Annotated in this window: 16 protein-coding genes; 8 read left to right on the top strand and 8 right to left on the bottom strand. The window is 73.4% G+C overall.

Translation table 11 applies throughout. The features are described from left to right. The first annotated feature begins 123 nt into the window (after positions 1 to 123). Both ACFZCY_RS15630 and ACFZCY_RS15625 read left to right on the top strand, forming a co-directional pair. On the top strand, positions 124 to 1,455 hold the full coding sequence (locus tag ACFZCY_RS15630) for a citrate:proton symporter (RefSeq protein WP_391172898.1): 1,332 nt from the start codon (positions 124 to 126) through the stop codon (positions 1,453 to 1,455). A gap of 50 nt (positions 1,456 to 1,505) precedes the next feature. Continuing rightward, positions 1,506 to 3,587 (top strand): 3-hydroxybutyrate oligomer hydrolase family protein, encoded by a 2,082-nt coding sequence (locus ACFZCY_RS15625; RefSeq protein ID WP_391172895.1) that lies wholly within the window; start codon positions 1,506 to 1,508, stop codon positions 3,585 to 3,587. A gap of 18 nt (positions 3,588 to 3,605) precedes the next feature. Here the strand turns inward: ACFZCY_RS15625 and ACFZCY_RS15620 are convergent, their stop codons facing one another. Further along, positions 3,606 to 4,019 (bottom strand): MerR family transcriptional regulator, encoded by a 414-nt coding sequence (locus tag ACFZCY_RS15620; RefSeq protein ID WP_391172893.1) that lies wholly within the window; start codon positions 4,017 to 4,019, stop codon positions 3,606 to 3,608. Positions 4,020 to 4,071: 52 nt separating this feature from the next. On the opposite strand from ACFZCY_RS15620, the gene ACFZCY_RS15615 reads away from it, so the two are divergent. From ACFZCY_RS15615 to ACFZCY_RS15605, 3 genes are all read left to right on the top strand, one after another. After that, a complete protein-coding gene (locus ACFZCY_RS15615) occupies positions 4,072 to 5,022 on the top strand; it encodes an oxidoreductase (RefSeq protein ID WP_391172890.1) in 951 nt (316 codons plus the stop codon). Between the two features lie 72 nt (positions 5,023 to 5,094). Then, the gene (locus ACFZCY_RS15610; protein ID WP_391172887.1) at positions 5,095 to 5,730 is read left to right on the top strand and encodes a TetR family transcriptional regulator; all 636 of its coding nucleotides are present in this window, start codon (positions 5,095 to 5,097) and stop codon (positions 5,728 to 5,730) included. After that, entirely contained in the window at positions 5,727 to 7,223 is a 1,497-nt protein-coding gene (locus tag ACFZCY_RS15605; protein WP_391172884.1) for an MFS transporter, read from the top strand. The genes ACFZCY_RS15610 and ACFZCY_RS15605 overlap by 4 nt, the downstream gene beginning before the upstream one ends. Before the next feature lie 7 nt (positions 7,224 to 7,230). Here ACFZCY_RS15605 and ACFZCY_RS15600 read toward each other — a convergent pair whose 3' ends face one another. The 7 genes from ACFZCY_RS15600 to ACFZCY_RS15570 form a co-directional block, all read right to left on the bottom strand. Beyond that, on the bottom strand, positions 7,231 to 8,295 hold the full coding sequence (locus ACFZCY_RS15600) for a zinc-binding dehydrogenase (protein WP_391172882.1): 1,065 nt from the start codon (positions 8,293 to 8,295) through the stop codon (positions 7,231 to 7,233). Positions 8,296 to 8,352: 57 nt separating this feature from the next. Then, positions 8,353 to 9,150 carry an SDR family NAD(P)-dependent oxidoreductase gene (locus ACFZCY_RS15595; RefSeq protein WP_391172879.1) on the bottom strand — a complete coding sequence of 266 codons (798 nt, stop codon included), beginning with the start codon at positions 9,148 to 9,150 and terminating at the stop codon, positions 8,353 to 8,355. An 84-nt stretch (positions 9,151 to 9,234) separates the two neighbouring features. Continuing rightward, the gene (locus tag ACFZCY_RS15590; protein WP_391172877.1) at positions 9,235 to 9,588 is read right to left on the bottom strand and encodes a hypothetical protein; all 354 of its coding nucleotides are present in this window, start codon (positions 9,586 to 9,588) and stop codon (positions 9,235 to 9,237) included. Positions 9,589 to 9,644: 56 nt separating this feature from the next. Further along, positions 9,645 to 10,820: an amidohydrolase family protein gene (locus ACFZCY_RS15585; RefSeq protein WP_391172875.1), complete on the bottom strand. Its 1,176-nt coding sequence runs from the start codon at positions 10,818 to 10,820 to the stop codon at positions 9,645 to 9,647. Positions 10,821 to 10,823: 3 nt separating this feature from the next. Next, complete coding sequence (locus ACFZCY_RS15580) at positions 10,824 to 12,260, bottom strand: glutamine synthetase (protein WP_391172873.1); 1,437 nt, start codon at positions 12,258 to 12,260, stop codon at positions 10,824 to 10,826. Positions 12,261 to 12,401: 141 nt separating this feature from the next. Next, entirely contained in the window at positions 12,402 to 13,385 is a 984-nt protein-coding gene (locus ACFZCY_RS15575; RefSeq protein WP_391172871.1) for an ABC transporter substrate-binding protein, read from the bottom strand. 66 nt (positions 13,386 to 13,451) lie between these two features. Beyond that, positions 13,452 to 14,651 carry a sugar diacid recognition domain-containing protein gene (locus tag ACFZCY_RS15570; protein ID WP_391172869.1) on the bottom strand — a complete coding sequence of 400 codons (1,200 nt, stop codon included), beginning with the start codon at positions 14,649 to 14,651 and terminating at the stop codon, positions 13,452 to 13,454. 170 nt (positions 14,652 to 14,821) lie between these two features. Between ACFZCY_RS15570 and ACFZCY_RS15565 the strand changes: the two genes are divergently transcribed. Genes ACFZCY_RS15565 through ACFZCY_RS15555 form a run of 3 tightly spaced genes read left to right on the top strand, consistent with a single transcriptional unit; the run spans position 14,822 to position 18,668 of the window. Further along, positions 14,822 to 16,222: an MFS transporter gene (locus ACFZCY_RS15565; RefSeq protein WP_391172867.1), complete on the top strand. Its 1,401-nt coding sequence runs from the start codon at positions 14,822 to 14,824 to the stop codon at positions 16,220 to 16,222. After that, the gene (locus ACFZCY_RS15560) at positions 16,219 to 17,526 is read left to right on the top strand and encodes an FAD-dependent oxidoreductase (RefSeq protein ID WP_391172865.1); all 1,308 of its coding nucleotides are present in this window, start codon (positions 16,219 to 16,221) and stop codon (positions 17,524 to 17,526) included. Before ACFZCY_RS15565 ends, ACFZCY_RS15560 begins: the two co-directional genes overlap by 4 nt. Next, on the top strand, positions 17,526 to 18,668 hold the full coding sequence (locus tag ACFZCY_RS15555; RefSeq protein WP_391172863.1) for a glycoside hydrolase family 88 protein: 1,143 nt from the start codon (positions 17,526 to 17,528) through the stop codon (positions 18,666 to 18,668). Before ACFZCY_RS15560 ends, ACFZCY_RS15555 begins: the two co-directional genes overlap by 1 nt. The last annotated feature ends 47 nt before the right edge of the window (positions 18,669 to 18,715 follow it).

Genomic DNA, 18,715 nt, shown 5'->3' with positions numbered 1-18,715 from the left:
CGCCGTCCGGGGGAACTGTTGCGCAGAACGCATGGATAGATCTGTGTTCGATGCTGGACGCGGATCTTTCGCCGCTCCGACACTCATCGGCAACACCTGACCGGACGAGGAAGCGAGCGGCCCATGCTGGCAGCCCTGGGATTCTGCACGATCGGCGGCTTCCTGCTGCTCACCATGTTCAAACGGGTCTCGGTGCTGGTCGCCCTCGTGCTGACACCGGTGGTCACCGCGGTGGCCGGCGGCTACGGGGACGAAGTCGGCCCGATGGCGCTCGACGGGCTGTCCCAGGTCGCCCCCACTGGCATCATGATCGCCTTCGCGGTGCTCTACTTCAGCCTGATGATCGACGCGGGCCTCTTCGAACCGCTGATCCGCGCCATCCTGCGCATCGCGAAGAACGACCCGGTCAGGGTCGCCGTCGGCACCGCCGTCCTGACGATGTGCGTCGGACTCGACGGCGACGGCGCCTCGACCTTCCTCATCACCATCTCCGCCCTGCTGCCCGTCTACCGGCGGCTCGGCATGAGCCGGCTCGTGCTGGCCGGGGTCGTCGCGCTCGGCGCGGGCGTCATGAACATGATCCCCTGGGGCGGGCCGACCGCGCGGGCCGGCGCCGCCCTCAAGCTCGACACCTCCGACGTGATCACCCCGCTGCTGCCCGCCTTCGCCGCGGGCATCTGCTGGGTGCTGCTCGCCTCGTACGCCATCGGCCGCCGCGAACGCACGCGCCTCGGCACGCTCGGCCGGGAGCCCGGCCCGGAGCCGATCCCGGAGCCGACTGCGGCGACGGCCACCGGCGACGGCCCGGGCACGCCCCGGGTGGCGGCGCGGGCGGGCACCGCGCTCACCGTCTTCAACTTGGCTCTCACCCTGGCCCTGCTGACCTGCCTGGTGCTGGAGGCCATGCCGCTGCCGGTGCTGTTCGTGCTCGCGTTCGCCATCGCGCTGCTGGTCAACCACCCGCGCTGGGAGGACCAGCAGGCCCTGCTGGAGAAGCACGGCAACAGCGTCGTCCTCGTCACCACCATGATCTTCGCCGCCGGTGTGTTCACCGGCATCCTCACCGGCACCGGCATGATCGGGAAGATGGCCCACGCGATCGTCGAGGTCATCCCCGACGGCCTCGGCGGGCATCTGCCCGCGCTGGTGGCCGTCACCAGCATGCCGCTCAGCCTCGTGTTCACCCCCGACGCCTACTACTTCGGCATCCTGCCCGTGCTCGCCGGGACCGCCGACTCCTTCGGCACCGACCCGGCCGAGGTCGCCCGCGCCGCCGTCCTCGGCCAGATGACCACCGGCTTCCCGCTCTCCCCGCTCACCGCCGCGACGTTCATCCTGCTCGGCATGAGCGGCGTGCAGCTCGGCGAGCACCAGCGGTTCATCTTCCGCTGGGCGTTCGGCACGACGCTGGTGATGACCGCGGTCGCCATGGCGACGGGCGCGGTGCCGCTGTGATCCCCCGCTCCGCGTGGGCGACCGTGACGCCCCGAGGAGGAGCCTCCGCGATGCCATCCGTACGCCACCGGCGTAACGCCACCCTGCTGCTGACCACGGCCCTGGCCGCGGCGTCCCTCGCCCCCGCCACCGCCGTCGCGGACGCGGCCCCACTGCCCGGATTCCACCACCTCACCTCCGTCCGCTACGACGGCACCGGCGACGATCTGCTCACCGCCGGGCTCGGCTTCGAGGGCTTGCGCGGCCCGCTGCCCGCCCCCGCCGACCCCGACCGGCCCACCACCGCCGAGCTGCGCCGCCAGGCCATCTGGGCGTCCGCCGGGATGTCGGCCGGCTCCGGCGGCGGACTCGGGCGGCTGTACGGGGCCAACATCGACCGGGGCCGCCCGCTGCCCGGCGACGGCCGGATCGCGGGCACCGAGTACCGGGCGGTGGCGGGGCGCGGCGCGGACAGCGTGAGCTTCGTCGTCCAGGTGCCGGACACCTTCGACCGCGCCCGGCCCTGCGTGGTGGCCGCGCCCGCGACCGGACTCGGCGGCGTCTACAGCATGGTCGGCACGGCCGGGGCCTGGGGCCTGCACCGCGGGTGCGCCGTCGCCTACACCGACAAGGGCATGGGCCCGGCCTTCGACGACCTGCACTCCGGCACGGTCATGGCCTACGACGGCACGACCGGGCCGCGTACGGAACTTGACGACCGCAGCGCCTTCGACGCCGGGCTGACCGACGCCGAGCGGGCCCGGTTCGACGCCGCGCGCCCGTATCGCGTGGCCTACAAGATGGCGCACTCCCGGACCGATCCGCAGGCCACATGGGGGCGCGATGTACTGCGCTCGGTGCGGCTCGCGCTCGCCGTCCTGAACCGCGACCGGGCAAGCGGCGCGCCCCGCGGCGGCTACACCGCGGCCACCACCACGGTCCTGGCCACCGGCGTCTCCAACGGCGGCGGCGCGGCCGTCGCGGCGGGCGAGGACGACCGAACCGGGCTCGTCGACGCCGTCGTCGCCTCCGAACCGCAGATGAACCTCGCCCCGCTGAACGGCATCCGGGTGCGCCAGGGCGGGCGCGCCGTCCCCGCGGCCGGTCTGCCGCTGATCCGGTACAACTCCCTGGCCTCGCTGCTCCAGCCGTGCGCCGCCCTCACCGAACCCTCCGCGCCGGGCTATGCCACCCTGGACGTCCCCGCGGCGCGCCGCCGGTGCGCGGCGCTGGTCGGCGACGACCCCCGGCTCATCACGCGCCGCGACGCGCGGCGGGCGGGGGAGGACGGGCTGCCACGGCTCGCCGCACGGGCCCTGGTACGCGCCGGATACCAGCCGCAGTCCGGGTACTTGCAGCTGTCGCACTACGATCCGCAGACCCCGGCCTCGTACGCGATGAGCTACGCGCGCGCCTCCGTGGACGACGCGCTGTGCGGATACGGATGGGCGCGCACCGACGACTCCGGCACCCCGGTGCCCTACCGCCGCTCCGAGCTGGCCGCCGCCTTCGGCACCAGCCCGGGCCGGGCGCCCGCCCCGGGGACGCTGATCGACGAGAACGCGCCCGGCGGGCCCGTCGCCGACAGCAAGTCCCGTGGCGCGGACGGCCGTCACGACTACAACCTGCGCGGCGAGCGCTGCGTGTACGGGCTCGCCTTCCCGCAGCCGGGCGCCACCGATGGACGGGGCTGGGCGGCGCGGCTGGCCGCCGGGCTCGACGCCACGCGCCGCAGCGGCGATCTGCACGGCAAACCGGCGCTCATCGTGCACGGCCGGGACGACACCAGGGTGCCCGTGAACCACAGCTCCCGGCCGTATCTGGGGCTCAACGCGCGTACGCAGCACGGGACTTCCACGGTCAGCTACGTCGAGGTCACGCACGCCCACCACAGTGACGCCCAGACGCCGGGGCTGGACAACCGGTACGTCCCGCTCGGGTACTACTACCAGCAGGCGCTGGACGTGATGTGGCAGCGGCTGCGGGGGCGGGGCGGGGAACTGCCGCCCAGCCAGGTGGTGCGGACGGTGCCACGGGGCGGCGAACCGGGACACGCCCCCGAGCTGACCCCCGCCAACGTGCCCGCGATCGCGGCCGATCCGGCGGCGGGGGACCGGGTGCGGGTGGTGCGGGACACCGTACGCGTGCCGTAGGACGGGGCCGGTGGTCCGTCACGCCTCCGGCGGCGTGGGGGACCACACCCCGGCGGCGGTCCCGTCGCGCACGTGCCGCTCGTAGACGGCCACCTTGGTGTGGATGACCTCCAGGCAGGCGCCGAGTTCGCCGATCCTGGCCCGTACGTTCTCCTCGTGCTCACGGAGCAGTTCGAGCCGCTCGGGCTCATTGCCCGGGCCGAGGCGGACCAGTTCGGCGAATCTGCGGATCGTCGCGATCGGCATACCGGAGGCGCGCAGCCGGTCGCACAGCGCGAGCCAGTCCACATCCGCCTGTGCGTAGAGCCGCTGCCCGCCACCGGAACGGGGGATCTCCCGCAGGAACAGCCCCTCGCGCTCGAAGAACCGCAGCGCGTGCACACTCAACCCGGTCGCCTTGGCGACAGCGCCGATACTCAAGCCGTTGCTCATCGGCGAACCATACCTTGACCTAGCGCGCGCTCCAGCTTTTAGCGTCCTGTGCATGATCACGAAACAGCGTGGGCTCCCCTCCGGATTCGGCGCCCACAGCACCGCCACCGACGTTCTCGCCGGGATCGACCTCACCGGCGCCACGGCCCTGGTCACCGGCGGATACTCCGGGCTCGGCCTGGAAACCACCCGCGCGCTGGCCCGCGCCGGGGCGCGCGTCATCGTCCCGGCCCGGCGGCCCGACACCGCCGGGGAAGCCCTGCGGGACATTCCCGGGGCGGAACCCGGCGCGCTCGATCTGGGCGACCTGGAGAGCGTGCGCGCGTTCTCCGACCGCTTCCTCGACACCGGGCGCAGCCTCGACATCGTCATCAACGGCGCCGGTGTGATGGCGTGTCCGGAGACCCGCGTCGGCCCCGGCTGGGAAGCCCACTTCGCCATCAACCACCTCGGGCACTTCGCGCTCGTGGGCCGCCTCCGCCCCGCGCTGGCCCCCGGCGCCCGGGTGGTGTCCGTGGCGTCGTCCGGCCACTTCCTGAGCGACATCCGCTGGGCGGACCCGCACTTCCGCACCGGCTACGACCGCTGGCTCGCCTACGCCCAGTCCAAGACCGCCAACGCCCTCTTCGCCCTGCACCTGGACCGTCTCGGCGCCGACAGCGGTCTGCACGCCTATGCCGTGCACCCCGGCAGCATCCTCACCCCGCTCCAGCGCCACATCCCGCGCGACGAATGGCCCGGGCTGGGCTGGGTGACGCCGGACGGCGAGCCCGCCGACGGCTTCAAGACGCCGCCGCAGGGCGCGGCGACGGCCGTCTGGGCCGCGACCTCCCCGCTGCTCGGCGCCCACGGCGGCGCGTACTGCCAGGACTGCGACATCGCCGAGCCGGCCACCACCGACGACATGCTCGTCGGCGGGGTGAAGCCCTGGGCCACCGACCCCCATGCCGCCTCGCGGCTGTGGGAGCTGTCCAGCGAACTCACCGGCGTGGATGCGTTCTGAGTCCGGCCCGGATTACGGAGTGAGTGCTCACTCATTGACGGAGTGAGCACTCACTCCGTACCCTTCGGAGGTATGACAGAGACCTCTCCCACGCCGCCCCGGCGCCGCGCACCCGCCATGGACCCCGATCAGCGCCGCAAGATGATCATCGCTGCGGCGCTTCCCCTGGTCGTCGAATACGGCGCCGCCGTGACCACCGCGAAGATCGCCCGGGCCGCGGGCATCGGGGAGGGCACGATCTTCCGTGTCTTCCCCGACAAGGACACCCTGATCGCCGCCTGCGTGGCCGAGGCCACGCGCCCCGACGACGCCGTCGCGCACCTGGAGGCGATCGACCTGGACCAGCCGCTGAGCGCCAGGCTGACCGAGGCGGCCGAGGTGATGCGCGGGCACATGGCCCGTATCGGCGCCGTCGTCGGGGCCCTCGCCGCGACCGGCCGGCTGGAGCGCGGGGCACCCCGCCGGCCGGGCGAGGGCGGCGAGCTGCCGGACCGTGAGGCGGGGCTCGCCGCACCGCGCGCGGCCCTGGCCGCCCTGCTGGAGCCGGACCGGGAGACCCTGCGGCTCGCCCCCGAACGGCTCGCGGACTCCTTCCAGTTGCTGCTCATGTTCGCCGGGCGGCCGGGCGTGCGCGACCCGCTGACCACCGACGAACTGGTGGACCTCTTCCTGCACGGCGCGCTCGCCGGGCCGGGGGAGGCCCGGTGACCGCGTCCGACGGATACGCGCACCTCACCTCCCGCCGCCGGACCCTGATCACCCTGGCCCTGCTGGGGTGCGCCTTCCTGGCCATGCTCGACGGCACCGTGGTCGGCACCGCCCTGCCCCGCATCACCGAGCAGATCGGCGGCGGCGACAGCTGGTACGTCTGGCTCGTCACCGCCTACCTGCTGACCTCCTCGATCAGCGTCCCCGTCTACGGCCGCTTCTCCGACCTGTACGGCCGCCGCCGACTGCTGCTGGGCGGACTCGCCCTGTTCCTGGCGGGCTCACTCGCCTGCGGCCTGGCCGGTTCGATGGAAGCGCTGATCATCTGCCGCGCCGGTCAGGGACTGGGCGCCGGGGCCCTGCTCACCCTCGGCATGGCCCTGATCCGTGACCTCAACCCGCCCTCCCGCACGGAGGGACTGATCCGCATGCAGACGGCGATGGGCACGATGATGGTGCTCGGCCTGGTCGGCGGCCCGATCGTCGGCGGTGCGCTGGCCGACCACGCGGGCTGGCGATGGGCCTTCTGGCTCAACCTCCCCATCGGCCTGGCCGCCGCGGCCGTCCTCGGCCTGGTGCTGCCGGACCGCCGCCCCGCCGGGGCGCCGTCCGGACGGCTCGACATCGCGGGGGTCCTCCTCCTCACGGCCGGTCTCTCCCTGACCCTGACCGGCCTGAGCCTGAAGGGCACTCCCGACGGCGGACGCGTCCCGTCGTGGACGGATCCCATCGTGGCGGGGTGTCTGCTCGGCGGGCCGGCGCTGCTCGCCCTGCTCGTTCCCGTCGAGCGCCGCGCGTCCGTACCCGTGCTGCCGCTCCGGCTCTTCCGGCACCGCGCCTACAGCGCCCTGCTGACCGGCGGGTTCTTCTTCCAGGCCGCCGCGATGCCGGTCGGGATCCTGCTGCCGCTGTACTACCAGCAGGTCCGGGGCCACTCCGCGACCACCTCCGGGCTGCTGCTCCTTCCCCTGATGGCCGGCATGGCGCTGAGCAACCGGCTCACCGCCGCCGCCATCCTGCGCAGCGGCCGCCCCAAACCGGCGCTCCTGACCGGGGCCGGGCTGCTCACCGCCGGGACCGCCGCGTTCTTCGCCCTGGACGGGGCGACACCGACGGCCCTGATCTGCGGCTGGCTGCTGATCGCCGGGCTCGGCACGGGACCCGCGATGGGCGGCATCACCCTCGCGACCCAGAACTCCGTACCCGCCGCCGACATGGGCACCGCGACCGCGGGCTCGGCCCTCGCCAAGCAGATCGGCGGCACCTTCGGGCTGGCCTGCGCACAGTCCCTGATGGGCTCTCACGGCACGGCCACGGCGAGCGCTTCGGCGATCGGCTCCACGGTCGCCTGGTGCGGGGCGGTCGCAGGAGTCCTCGCCCTCGCGGCGGTTTTCGCGATGCGCGACATCACCGTCCCCACCCCACGGGGCCGCGGACTCACGCCTGCCCCGCGAGCCGGTGACCAGGCGGCGGCGATGCCCGCCCGGAGCTGAGTTCGTGTCAGCGGCCGGACGGCGGTGCGCGGTGGGGCTCTATCATCGTCACTCCGCCCCTGGCCGCCGACGTCAGTGTGGTCAGGGCCTCGGGGACGGCGTCCAGCCCTATGACGTCGGTGACCAGCAGATCCGGCCGCAGCGTCCCGGCATCGACCATCTCCATCATCGGCCCGTAGGCGTGGGCGGCCATGCCGTGGCTGCCCAGCAGCTGGAGTTCGAGCGCGATGACCCGGTCCATCGGGAGCATCGGGTTTCCGGCGGCGGGCGGCAGCAGGCCGATCTGGACGTGCCGGCCGTGGCGGCGGAGGCTGCTCACGGAGGCCGCGCAGGTACGGGGCGAGCCCAGCGCGTCCACGGAGAGATGGGCGCCGCCGCCCGTCGCGTCCGCGACGGCCTCGGCCACCGAGCCCAGGGTGGAGGACGCGTCCACGCAGACCGCCGCGCCGAAGCGGGAGGCCAGGGCGAGCGCCCGGGCGGAGATGTCGACCGCGACGACCCGCGCCCCGCAGGCCGCCGCGATCATGACGGCGGACAGTCCGACCCCGCCGCATCCGTGCACCGCGACCCATTCGCCCGGGGCGACCCGGCCCTGGGTCACCACCGCGCGGAAGGCGGTCGCGAAGCGGCAGCCGAGCGAGGCGGCGGTGGTGAAGGGCAGTTCGTTGCGGATGCCGACGAGGTTGACGTCGGCGTTCTCGACCGCCACGTACTCGGCGAACGACCCCCAGTGGGTGAAGCCCGGCTGCGTCTGCCGCTCGCACACCTGCTGGGCGCCGTCCGCGCACGCGGCGCAGCGTCCGCAGGCGCAGACGAAGGGCACGGTGACCCGGCGGCCGGGGCGCCAGTTCAGGACCTCGGGGCCGATCTCCTCGACCGCGCCCGCCAGTTCATGGCCGGGGACGTGCGGCAGCCGGATGTCCGCGTCGTGGCCCATCCAGCCGTGCCAGTCGCTGCGGCACAGCCCGGTGGCCTCGACGCGGATCACCACGCCGCGAGGGGAGGGGGTGGGATCGTCGACGGTCCGTACCTCGGGCCTGCGCCCGAAGTCGTCGAACACCACAGCACGCATGAACCCGCTCCCTCGCTCGAACTCCCGGTGGGGTCGCCCGAACCTACACCACGGTGCTCAGCGCTTGTCGCGCTGTCCGTCGGCGAGCTGCCGGGACGTCTGCCCGGCCCCGGCCCCGCGCTGGGCGCGCTCGGCGAGGGTCGGGAAGAGGCCGCCGAGGGCGCTGCCGAAGCGCAGCTCCAGCGGGGCCACGTTCACCTCGGCCCGGTTCCGTTCGATCCCGCGGAGCGTGGCCGCCGCCACCCGGCCGGTGGTGATGGTGCGCACTCCGGGCGGCGTGGAGGCGCCGGAGTCGGCGAACATCCCGGCGTCGCCGACGAACCCGGGCTGCACCAGCGTGACCCCGACGCCCGTGCCGTGCAGGTCCTGCCGCAGCCCGAGCGCGAACCCGCGCAGCCCGAACTTGGCCGCGTTGTAGAGCGCGGCGCCGGGGGACGCGGTACGGCCCGACAGCGAGCCGATCATGACCAGCTGGCCCGAGCCCGCGGCCACCATCCGCGGTGCCATCAGCCGGGACAGCAGCAGCGGGGCGCGCAGATTGACGTCGAGGGCGCGGTCGAGGTGGTCGGTGTCGTAGCCGAGGACGTCACCGCTGGAGGGCAGCGCGGCGTTGGCGATGAGGACGCGGGTGTCCGCCGCCTCCGCCTCCTCGACGAGCCGCTCCAGATCGGACCGGTCGGCCAGGTCGGCCACGATCGCACGGGCGCCGAGCCGCTCGGCCAGCGGCCGCAGCACCTCCTCGCGGCGCCCGGTGAGCAGCAGCTTGGCGCCCCTGGCGGCGAGGGCCCGGGCGAGGGTCTGCCCGATGCCCCCGGTCGCTCCGGTGAGCAGGACGGTGGTGCCGCTGATCCGCATGCGTTCTCCTCCGGCGACGCTGACGTGGTGGGCGACGGCGGCACGCACCATCGCCCACGCCGAACCGTACCCGCCGGTAGACCTTCACGCGCCTCCGGGATCCATGCCGCTGGCCCGGGCTATCGCCTCGACCTCGCGGCGGTCGCGCTCCTGCTGGTCGCCGAACTCGACGACCAACTGCAGCCCGTGCGGCCCCAGCAGACTGGTCAGCTCGGCCAGCTCCCGTCCGAGAGCGGGGGTGAACAGATCCCGGTCGAGCGCGGTGAACGGCACGTCGATACCGGTGGCGCCACCCGAGGACCGGCCCACGATGGCCTCGTTGACGCCGTGCAGTATACGCAGCAGCAGATCGTACGACGCCGGGTCGAGACGCGACTGAAGCTCGGCCAGGTGAAGCGCGAACTGCTTGGCGCGCTCCAGGAATTGCTCTTCGTCCATCCCACCATCGTGACGAAACTCCTCGCCCGGTGCCCCGCGAACCGGGGATTCTGCGGTCAAGGCTGATGATCACGGGTGATCGTGCTGCCGAGCCCGTACACTCGGCGCGCGTTGTCCGCGCCGAGGAGCGCCGCCACCCGCCCGGCGTCGCCGCCCGACCAGGCGCCCTCGCGCACCCACTGGGTCAGCAGCCCGGACAGCGCCTCCCGGAAGAGCCGGGCGCCCACCACGTACAGCTCGGGCAGCCCGTAGGCGTCGGTGGAGAAGAGCACCTTGCCGAACGGGGCCAGCTCCAGCATCTCGGCGAGCACCGCCCCGGCCCGCGCCCCGGTGTGGGTCAGGGACAGGCCGACGTCGGCGTAGACATGCGGGAAGACGGCGGCGAGGTAGGCCGCGCCGCGGTGGTACGGATAGCCGTGCAGCAGGATCAGCGAGCAGCCGGTGGGGCGCACCGCGCGGATGAAGTCGGTGAGCGCGAGCGGATCGCAGCGGTCCAGCCGCAGATCCGGATCGCCGAAGCCGGTGTGCAGCTGGAGCGGCAGCCCGGTGTGGGCCGCGGACCACAGCAGATGGCGCAGCAGTACGGGGTCGGTCACCCGGGCGGCGGGCGCGCCGCCCTCGGCACGGTGGGCGAGCCAGCGCTCGGCCGCGGTGTGCACGGCGGCGGGGGCGGGCGGGTCGGGCTCGAAGTGGAGGCCGTAGCGGTAGGCGGCCACCGATTTGAAGCCCGCGGCGGTACGGGCGGCCTCCCGGATCCCGTCGGCGAGCCCGGTCAGGAAGTCGTCGGCGCCGCGCGAGGTGTCGGCGGTCCGCTCCGCGAGGTGTTCCAGCCGGACGATCTCGTGCGCGGTGCCCCCGGCCGCCGCGGCCAGCTCGTCCGGGGCGGTGAGGTCGCCGGGGAGGCCGGTGTCGACGAGGAATTCGGTGATCCCGGCGGCACTCAGCAGCCGCCGGTTGACCTCCCCCGCCCCCAGCTCCCGCCGCCGGGCGAGGTAGCGGGCGGGCGGGCAGTGCGGTTCCAGATCGAGCAGCGGCGGGCACCAGCGGCGCAGCGCGAAGCCGAGCTGGCTGTCGAAGAAGGTGGTGCCGAGCGCGGCGGGCGCGTCGGACTCGGTCAGGAACGCCTCGAACGCGGCGGCGTCCAGTTCGCGGCGGGCCACCCCATGACAGTGGTGGTCCACCAGCGGCGGCAGAGACGGCCCGGTCGGCGCCGTCCCCTCGGCGGAGTGCATCGTTCAGTACCGTCCCCGGGTCGCGGCCGCGATCTCCTGCGGGGTGGCCTTCTCGAACAGCGCCGCCTCGGCGCGGCGTACGGCGGCGATCGACTCGAAGAGCGGATCGCCCAGCGCCTCGCGCAGTACGCCCGAGTCCTCGAAGTGTTCCAGCGCGGTGAGCAGCGAGGTGGGCAGCCGCGGCTCCCGGCCCGTCCGCGCCGGGTCGCCGGAGACCGGTGGCGGCAGGGTGAGCCCGGCGTCGAGCCCGGCCAGTCCGGCGGCGATGACCGCGCCCGTCACCAGATAGGGGTTGGCGGCCGGGTCGAAGCATTTGATCTCGGCGTTGGCCGCGCCCGGGTCGTCCGGGGCGCCGGTGATGAAGCGCAGCGCGGCCTCGCGGTTCTCCAGCCCCCAGCACTGGTACGCCCCGGCCCAGCGGGAGGGCTCCAGGCGCAGATAGCTCGCGGGGGAGGGGGCGCCGATGGCGAGCAGGGCGGGCAGGGCGCGCAGCACTCCGGAGAGGAACGCCTCGCTGGTCGCGGTCATGCCATGCGGTCCGTCCCCGTCCCGGCACAGATTGCGGTCGCCCTGCCACAGACTCAGGTGCAGATGGCCGCCGTTGCCGACCGTGCCCGCCTCGGCCACCGGGCCGAACAGCGGGGTCAGCCCGTGCCGGGCCGACACCCCGCGAATCGTCTCGCGGACGAGGACGGCGAGATCGGCGGCGCCCACCGGGTCCGAGGGCGCCACGGACACCTCGAACTGCCCGGCCGCGTACTCCGGATGCAGTTGCAGCACCTCCACGCCCTGGGTGTGCAGCGTGCCGAGCACGTCGGCGAGGTAGCCGGAGAGGTCCACCAGGCGCGCCATGCCATAGGCCGGGCCCGCACCGGCGTAGCGCGGGCTCGGGGTGGCGCCGTACGAGGCGGAGTCGTACGGGGTGACGTCGTACGGGCCCGGGCCGGGCGTGTCGCGGGCGGGTCGCGGGGCGCCGGTGCCGCCCGTGGTGACGACCCACTCCGTCTCGAACCCCATGCGCAGCGCGATCCCCCGCCCGTGCGCCCGCTCGGTCATCCGGCGGGCGAACAGCCGCTGGCAGGCGGGGTGTTCCAGGCCGGACTGGGTGTAGCGGTCGGCCGGTGCCCACGCCCAGCCGGGCTGGGCGGCCAGCACGGTGAGCCGGCCGAGATCGGGGAAGAGCCGCAGATCGCCGTCGGGGCCGCCGATATGAGGGCTCGTCGTCATGGAGTCGTCCACGAGGTACACGTCGAACACGGGGGACATGCCGACGCCACGCCGCGCGCCATGGGCGAGCCGCCCGGTGGGCACGGACTTCACCCGGGTGAGTCCCGCGTTGTCCACCCAGGTCAGCGCGATGCCATGGATGCCCTGCGCGGTGAGCCGGTCGGCCTCCTGCCGCGCCCGTGCCTGTGCCTGTTCACGATCGCCCGTCCCCATGGGCTGCCTCCTCCGCCGCGGCCTGTACGCCGAGACTATTGCCTGCGGAGGGCATTATGGTGACGGATTGTCCCGATCGCATACGGGGTGTGACGGTGGGATATGCCTTCCCCATAACCGTCGCGAACGTCCGGGTCCGCCTCAGCGCCCCAGGTGCCCGGTGATGTCGCGCAGGACGACACGCGCGGCGGTCGGCCCGGCGTTGAGGTACCAGGGGTCGTCGTCCACGGTGACGGTGTGTCCGGCGCGTACCGCGTCCAGCTTCTTCCACAGCGGATTGGAGAGATAGGCGCCCGCGTCCGTCTCCCCGGGCCGACCCTGGACGGAGTAGAAGATCCAGTCGCCGTCCATCTCGGGGATCCGCTCACCGCTGAGGTCCTGGGAGATGTCGTCGAACGTCTGCGACGCGGGGCGGCCGAGCCCCATGTCGTCGGCGATGGTGCCGGTGAAGGACGTCGCGCCGAACATCCGGACCCGGTCCGGGGTGAACCGCACCATGGACAGCTCGGTGTCCTTCCCGCCCAGCTTCCCGCCCTGCCGCGCGGCGTCCTTCTCGAAGCGGCTGACGATCGTGCGCGCCCGGTCGCGCTCGCCGACCGCGTCCGCGACGGTCAGCAGGTCCTTCTTCCAGTTGACGCCGCGTCCCTTGGTGACGACGGTCGGGGCGATGGCCGACAGGGTGGGGTAGAGGTCGCCCTGGGTGCTGTTGACCAGGATCAGATCGGGCTCGGCGGCTGCCAGCTTCTCCAGGGCGGGGGAGGAGCGGGTGCCGATGTCCGTCATCTTCGCGAGCGCCTTCGCCCGGCCGGGGAAGGCGTCGCGCAGATAGTCCGGGACCAGGCCCGCGTTGTCGGCGCGGGTGGTGGCGGCGGGCACGAGGCCGAGGGTGAGCAGATCGTCGAGCTGTCCGGTGCTGATGACCGCGATGCGCTTCGGCTTCGCCTCGACCGGTGTGCTGCCGAGTGCATGGGTGACGGTGCGCGGGAAGCTGCCGTCCGCCTGCCGGGCGCCCGGCCGTCGCTCGGACGCCGAGGACGAGTCCGCGGACTGTGCGGGGCCGCAGCCGGTGAGGACGGCCGTGGCCAGGGCGGCGGCGAGCAGGGGGAACAGGCGGTGGGTGCGCACGAACGACTCCAGAGGCTTAGGTCAGGCTTACCTTACCGTGCCCCGGTGGATGTGCTCAGAGCCCCCTCACGGGGCCGGTGCTCTCCCGCCGGTGTTCTCCTGGAGGATGTCGGTCAGGCAGGCGAGATACATCTCGATGGCCTGGGCGGGCTCCCGCACCCGCTTCCCCGACAGTTTCCCGATCTTCTCCAGCCGGTACAGGAGCGTGTTCCGGTGGATGTGCAACCCTTCCGCGGCCCGCACCAGATGAAAGCCGCCCTCCGCCCAGCCGATCAGCGTCTCCCGCAGCGTCGGCCAGTCCGGCTGCCCGCGCAGATCCCCCAGCACGGCATCGGCGAACCGCGCCCGCCCATGGCGGGGAACGGATCCCAGCAGATGCGGTATCCGCAGCTCGGAGGCGGTGAAGACGCGGCCGCCGGGGGAGACGGCCGGTCCGGTGCGCAGCGCGGTGGCCGCGCCCCGGTAGGAGTGGTGCATCCCGGTGGTGCCCGTGCCGGGCTCGCCGACGGCCATCCGCCCGTCCAGGCCGTGGCGCTCGCGCAGCAGCGACAGCAACTGGTCGCAGGCGTCGGCGAGCCGTCCCGGGGCCATGCGCCCACCGTGCGCGGCGGCCAGCACGACGTACCGCCCCGCCGCCTGCTCGCCCGCCACGTCCTGCCGGTCCCGGAACACCTCCCGTACGGTCCGCAGCACCGTGATCCGGGACACCGCCGCGCCCTCGCCGCCCGCGCGCACCTCCAGCAGCAGCGCGGCCCGCGCCGCGCCGGGGGCCAGGCCCAGCTCCACCGCCCGGGCGTCCACCGCCCCGGCGTCGACCACCTCCGGGTCGTAGAGCGCGACATCCCGTACGAAGTCGTCGACCGCCCGCTCATGGAGCATGCGCGAGCGCAGCAGCGCCGCCTCCTCCAGCAGGATCTCGGCCTGCCGCCGCACCACCAGGCCGAAGCGGTCCACCTCCGCCGGCTCCCCGGTCAGACAGACCGTGCCGATCACCTCCTCCCCGACGGTGATCGGCAGGCTCATCCCGTGCCGCACCCCGCGCATCCGGCTCGCCTGCCCCGCGGTGTGGGTCGCGGGCCGCCCGGTGCGCAGCACCTCGAGCGACGCCTCGTGGACGGTGCCCACGCGCGAGAGGTCGCCACAGCCGATGACGACCGCCCCGGGGTCGGTGATCAGCACGTTGAAACCGGTGATCCGGCCGATGTCATGGGCGATCTCCTGAGCCAGCTGCGGGGTCAGGACGGGGTGGCCGCTCAGAGGGTCCATGGGCGGATCGTACAAGCGAACCCCTCAAGCGGTGGATCAGTTCGTGCGACTCCTACGATGACCCCGCGACCCGCACTGCCTACCGTCTTCCGTCATCAGCACCGGGCGCCTCGCGACCGCCCGGCCATCCGTCCTCCTCCCCAGGAGCACGCCCTTATCGGAGACGGCCCATGAGCACCGCTTCACTCGAAAAGTCCCGTCCCACCCGCACCCACTGGCTCATCACGCTCTACGCGGGCGGCGGCGAGTTCTGCGACGGCTACATCCTCAGCATCATCGGCGTCGCGCTGCCGCTCCTCACCGCCGACTACCACCTCACCTCCTTCGACGCCGGGGTCGTCGGCTCCGCCTCCCTGGTCGGCATGTTCGCGGGCGGCCTGGTCTTCGGCTATGTCACCGACCGGGTCGGACGGCAGAAGGTCTACCTCTTCGACATCGCCGCGTTCATCGTGCTGTCCGCGGCCCAGTTCTTCGTCACCGACCCATGGCAGCTCACCGTGCTGCGCTTCCTCATGGGCATCGCCATCGGCGCGGACTTCGCCATCGCGGGCACCATCGCCTCCGAGTTCGCACCCCGCAACTCCCGGGGCCCGCTGCTGGTCATCATGGTGACGATGTGGTCGGTCGGCGCCGCCGTCGCGTACGTCATCGGCTGGGCGATGATGTCCTCCGGCCACGACGACTGGCGCTGGATGCTCGCCAGCAGCGCCATCCCCGCCGCGCTCATCCTCCTGCTGCGCTTCGGCACCCCCGAGTCCCCGCGCTGGCTGCTCAGCAAGGGGCGTACCGACGAGGCCCAGGCCGTGCTGAAGCAGATGCTGGGCCCGGGCGCGAGCCTGGCCGACCTGGAGGCGGACACCGCCTCGCGCACCCGCTACGGCGACATCTTCCGCGGCGCCTATCTGCGCAGGACCGTCTTCGTCAGCGTCTTCTGGGCCTGCCAGCTCCTGCCCATCTACGCCATCACCACCTACGAACCCACCATCCTGGCCTCGTTCGGACTGGCCGACGGCAACGATTCCTACCTCGGCGCGGTCGTGGTGCAGATCTTCTTCGTCCTCGGCTCGCTGTCCGGCATCCTGGTGGTCAACAAGGGGCGGCGCACCCTGCTGCTGTGGAGCTTCGGCCTCTCCGCCATCCCCCTGCTCTGCCTCGCCGCCTTCGCCCACCCGTCGCCGGCCGTCGTGGTGGTCCTCTTCGCCGCCTTCGGCGTGGCGTGCTTCTCCAGCCAGTGCCTGCAGGCCATCTATCCCTCCGAGCTGTTCCCGACCGGGGTGCGCGCCACCGCCAACGGCTTCGCCACCGGCATCAGCCGGGTCGGCGCCGCCATCGGCACCTGGGGAGCGCCCGTCGTCCTCGCCCACAGCACCCGGCTGGCGATGCTCCTCGGCGCGGTCATCTGCGCCATCGGCTGGGCCGCCTCCTACGTACTCGCGCCGGAGACCAGCGGGCTGACCCTCGCCGACGCCAGCGCGGCGGACCGCGACGGCGACCCGCGCGGCCGCTCCCGCCTCCGCCGCGACACCGCCGCCCCGACCACACCGCGGTCCGCGGTGAAGGAGACGTCATGACCGCCCCCGGCACAGCGCCCTCCTCGGTCACGATCGTCGGCGGCGGAGTCATCGGCCTGATGTGCGCCCACTACCTCGGCGCCGCCGGGTTGCGGGTCACCGTCCTGGAACGCGACCGGCTGGGCAGCGGCGCCTCCCGCGGCAACGCCGGGGAGGTCTGCCCCGACCTGGTGGAACCGCTCGCCGCCCCCGGCGTCATCGGCACCGCGCTGCGCGGGCTGCACCGCCCGGACAGCGCCCTGGCCGTGCATCCGTCGACCAGCGCCGAACTGCTGCGCTTCCTCGTCCGCTTCGGGCTGCGGGCCACCGCACGCCACTACGACCGCGGGGCGAGCGCGCTCGGCGCGCTCGCGAAGGGCACCTTCGGGCTCTTCGAGGAACTGGAGGCGCTCGGCGTGGACGGGGAGGCGCACAAGGACGGGTTCCTGTTCGCCTTCCCGTCCCGCGAGTACGCCGCCAAGGCGCTCACCGCCTTCCGCCGGCTGGACGCGCCGATCGCCGCGAGCGGGCTGCTCACGGGGGCCGCCCTCGCGGGCACCGAGCCCGCGCTCACCGAGGGCGCCCGGGCGGGGTTCGTGGTGGACGGCCAGTGGTCGCTGGACCCCGGGCTCTTCGTGGACCGGCTCGCCGAGCGGCTGCGCCGCCAGGGCGTCGAACTGATCGAGGGCGCCCGGGTGTCGGCCGTCACGGACCGGGCCGGGCGCGCCGAGGTGCGGACCTCGGCGGGGACGTACCGGAGCGACGCGGTGGTCGTCGCCGCGGGCATCTGGTCCCGTCAGCTGGTCCGCGGGCTGGGCGTGGACATCGACCTGGTGGCGGGCAAGGGCTACAGCTTCTCGGTGGCGGCCGAGCCCCCGCCGTCCCGGCTGGTCCACCTCGGCGCGGCCAAGGTGGTGCTCACGCCGATGGGCAAGCGGGTCCGGGTCGCCGGGACGATGGAGTTCGAGCGCGACCCCGACCGGTTCCGGCGGCGGCGCGTCGAGGCCATCGTGGCGGCCGCACGCCCGTATCTGCGCCACGCCGACTGGGACGACCTCCAGGAGGAGTGGGTGGGCCCGCGCCCGATGACCCCCGACGGGCTAGCGCTGATCGGTCCCGTGCCCGGCCACTCCCGGGTGCTGCTGGCGACCGGCCACAACATGCTCGGCCTGATGCTCGCCCCCGCCACCGGCCGTCTGGTGGCCGGGTTGCTGACGGGGGATGCGGATCCGGCCGTTTCCTCCGCGTTTGATCCAAAAAGGCGGGTTCGCCGCTATCCTTGGCGTGTACATGGCATTCAGCCCGTCAAGAGGAGAGTCCAGTGATGAGACGCAGGACCGTACTCGCGAGCGCGTTAGGCATCGGCGGCGGCCTTCTGCTGCCGGGAACCGGGGTGGCCCACGCGGCCCGTACGGACTGGTCGCGGGCGGTGGTGGAGTCCACCATGGCCCGCTACCCGGACCCGGTCTCGCTGGGCGGCTGGGGCTACACCCGGGGGCTGTTCCTGCTGGGGGCCTACCGCGTCTACCAGCGGGTGGGGGAGCCCTCGTACCTGGCGTACATCAAGGCTTGGGTGGACAACTTCGTGGACGCCGAAGGCCATATGAGCCGCACCTTCGACAACCTCGACGCCATGCAGTCCGGCAACCTGCTGCTGATGCTCCACCGGGAGACCGGCGACGCACGCTACCGGACCGCCGCCGACCAGATCCGCGACCGTATCACCAGCTATCCGCGCACCGCGGACGGCGGCATGTGGCACGCCACCGGCAAGACCAACGAGCTGTGGGGCGACGGGGTCTTCATGGCCCAGCCGTTCCTGCTGCGGTACGGCATCGCCTACGGGGACAGGGCTTACGCGTACGACGAGGTCCCCCGGAACCTCTCGGTGTACTTCCGCCACCTGAAGGCGTCGAACGGGCTGATCTACCACGCCTACGACGCGGACGGCGACGCCCCCTGGAACCCGGACGCCACCACCGGCACCTCCGCCCACTTCTGGGCCCGGGCCATCGGCTGGACCGCGATGACCCACATCGAGGTGCTGGAGATGCTGCCCGCCGGCCATCCGCGCCGCGCCGAACTCATCGGCAACGTACGGCACTTGGCCAAGGGGTTCCTGCGCTACCAGGACCGGGCGACCGGCCGCTGGTTCCAGGTCGTCGACAAGGCGAGCGAGCCCGGCAACTGGACCGAGACCTCCGCCTCCAGCATGTACACCCTGATGCTGCACGCCGCCCTGGGCCACGGCTGGATCCGCGGCGACGGCTACGCGGCGGCGGCGCGCCGGGGCTACCAGGGCGTCCTGGACAAGGTGACGGTGGACGAGGACGGGCGGACCAGCATCACCGACATCAGCGAGGGAACCAACGTCGGTGATCTGGCGTACTACCTCGGCCGCAAGCGCAACACGAACGACCTGCACGGGCTGGGCGCCTTCCTGCTGATGAACGAGCGGATCGCGTAACGACGCGCGCGTGCGGCCGCGCTCCGCGGAGCGCGGCCGCACACAGC

This window comes from Streptomyces sp. NPDC007983 (assembly GCF_042958345.1).
Taxonomy (GTDB): domain Bacteria; phylum Actinomycetota; class Actinomycetes; order Streptomycetales; family Streptomycetaceae; genus Streptomyces.
Note: the sequence above shows the minus strand (reverse complement) of the source record. Positions and strands in the feature narration are given on the sequence as shown.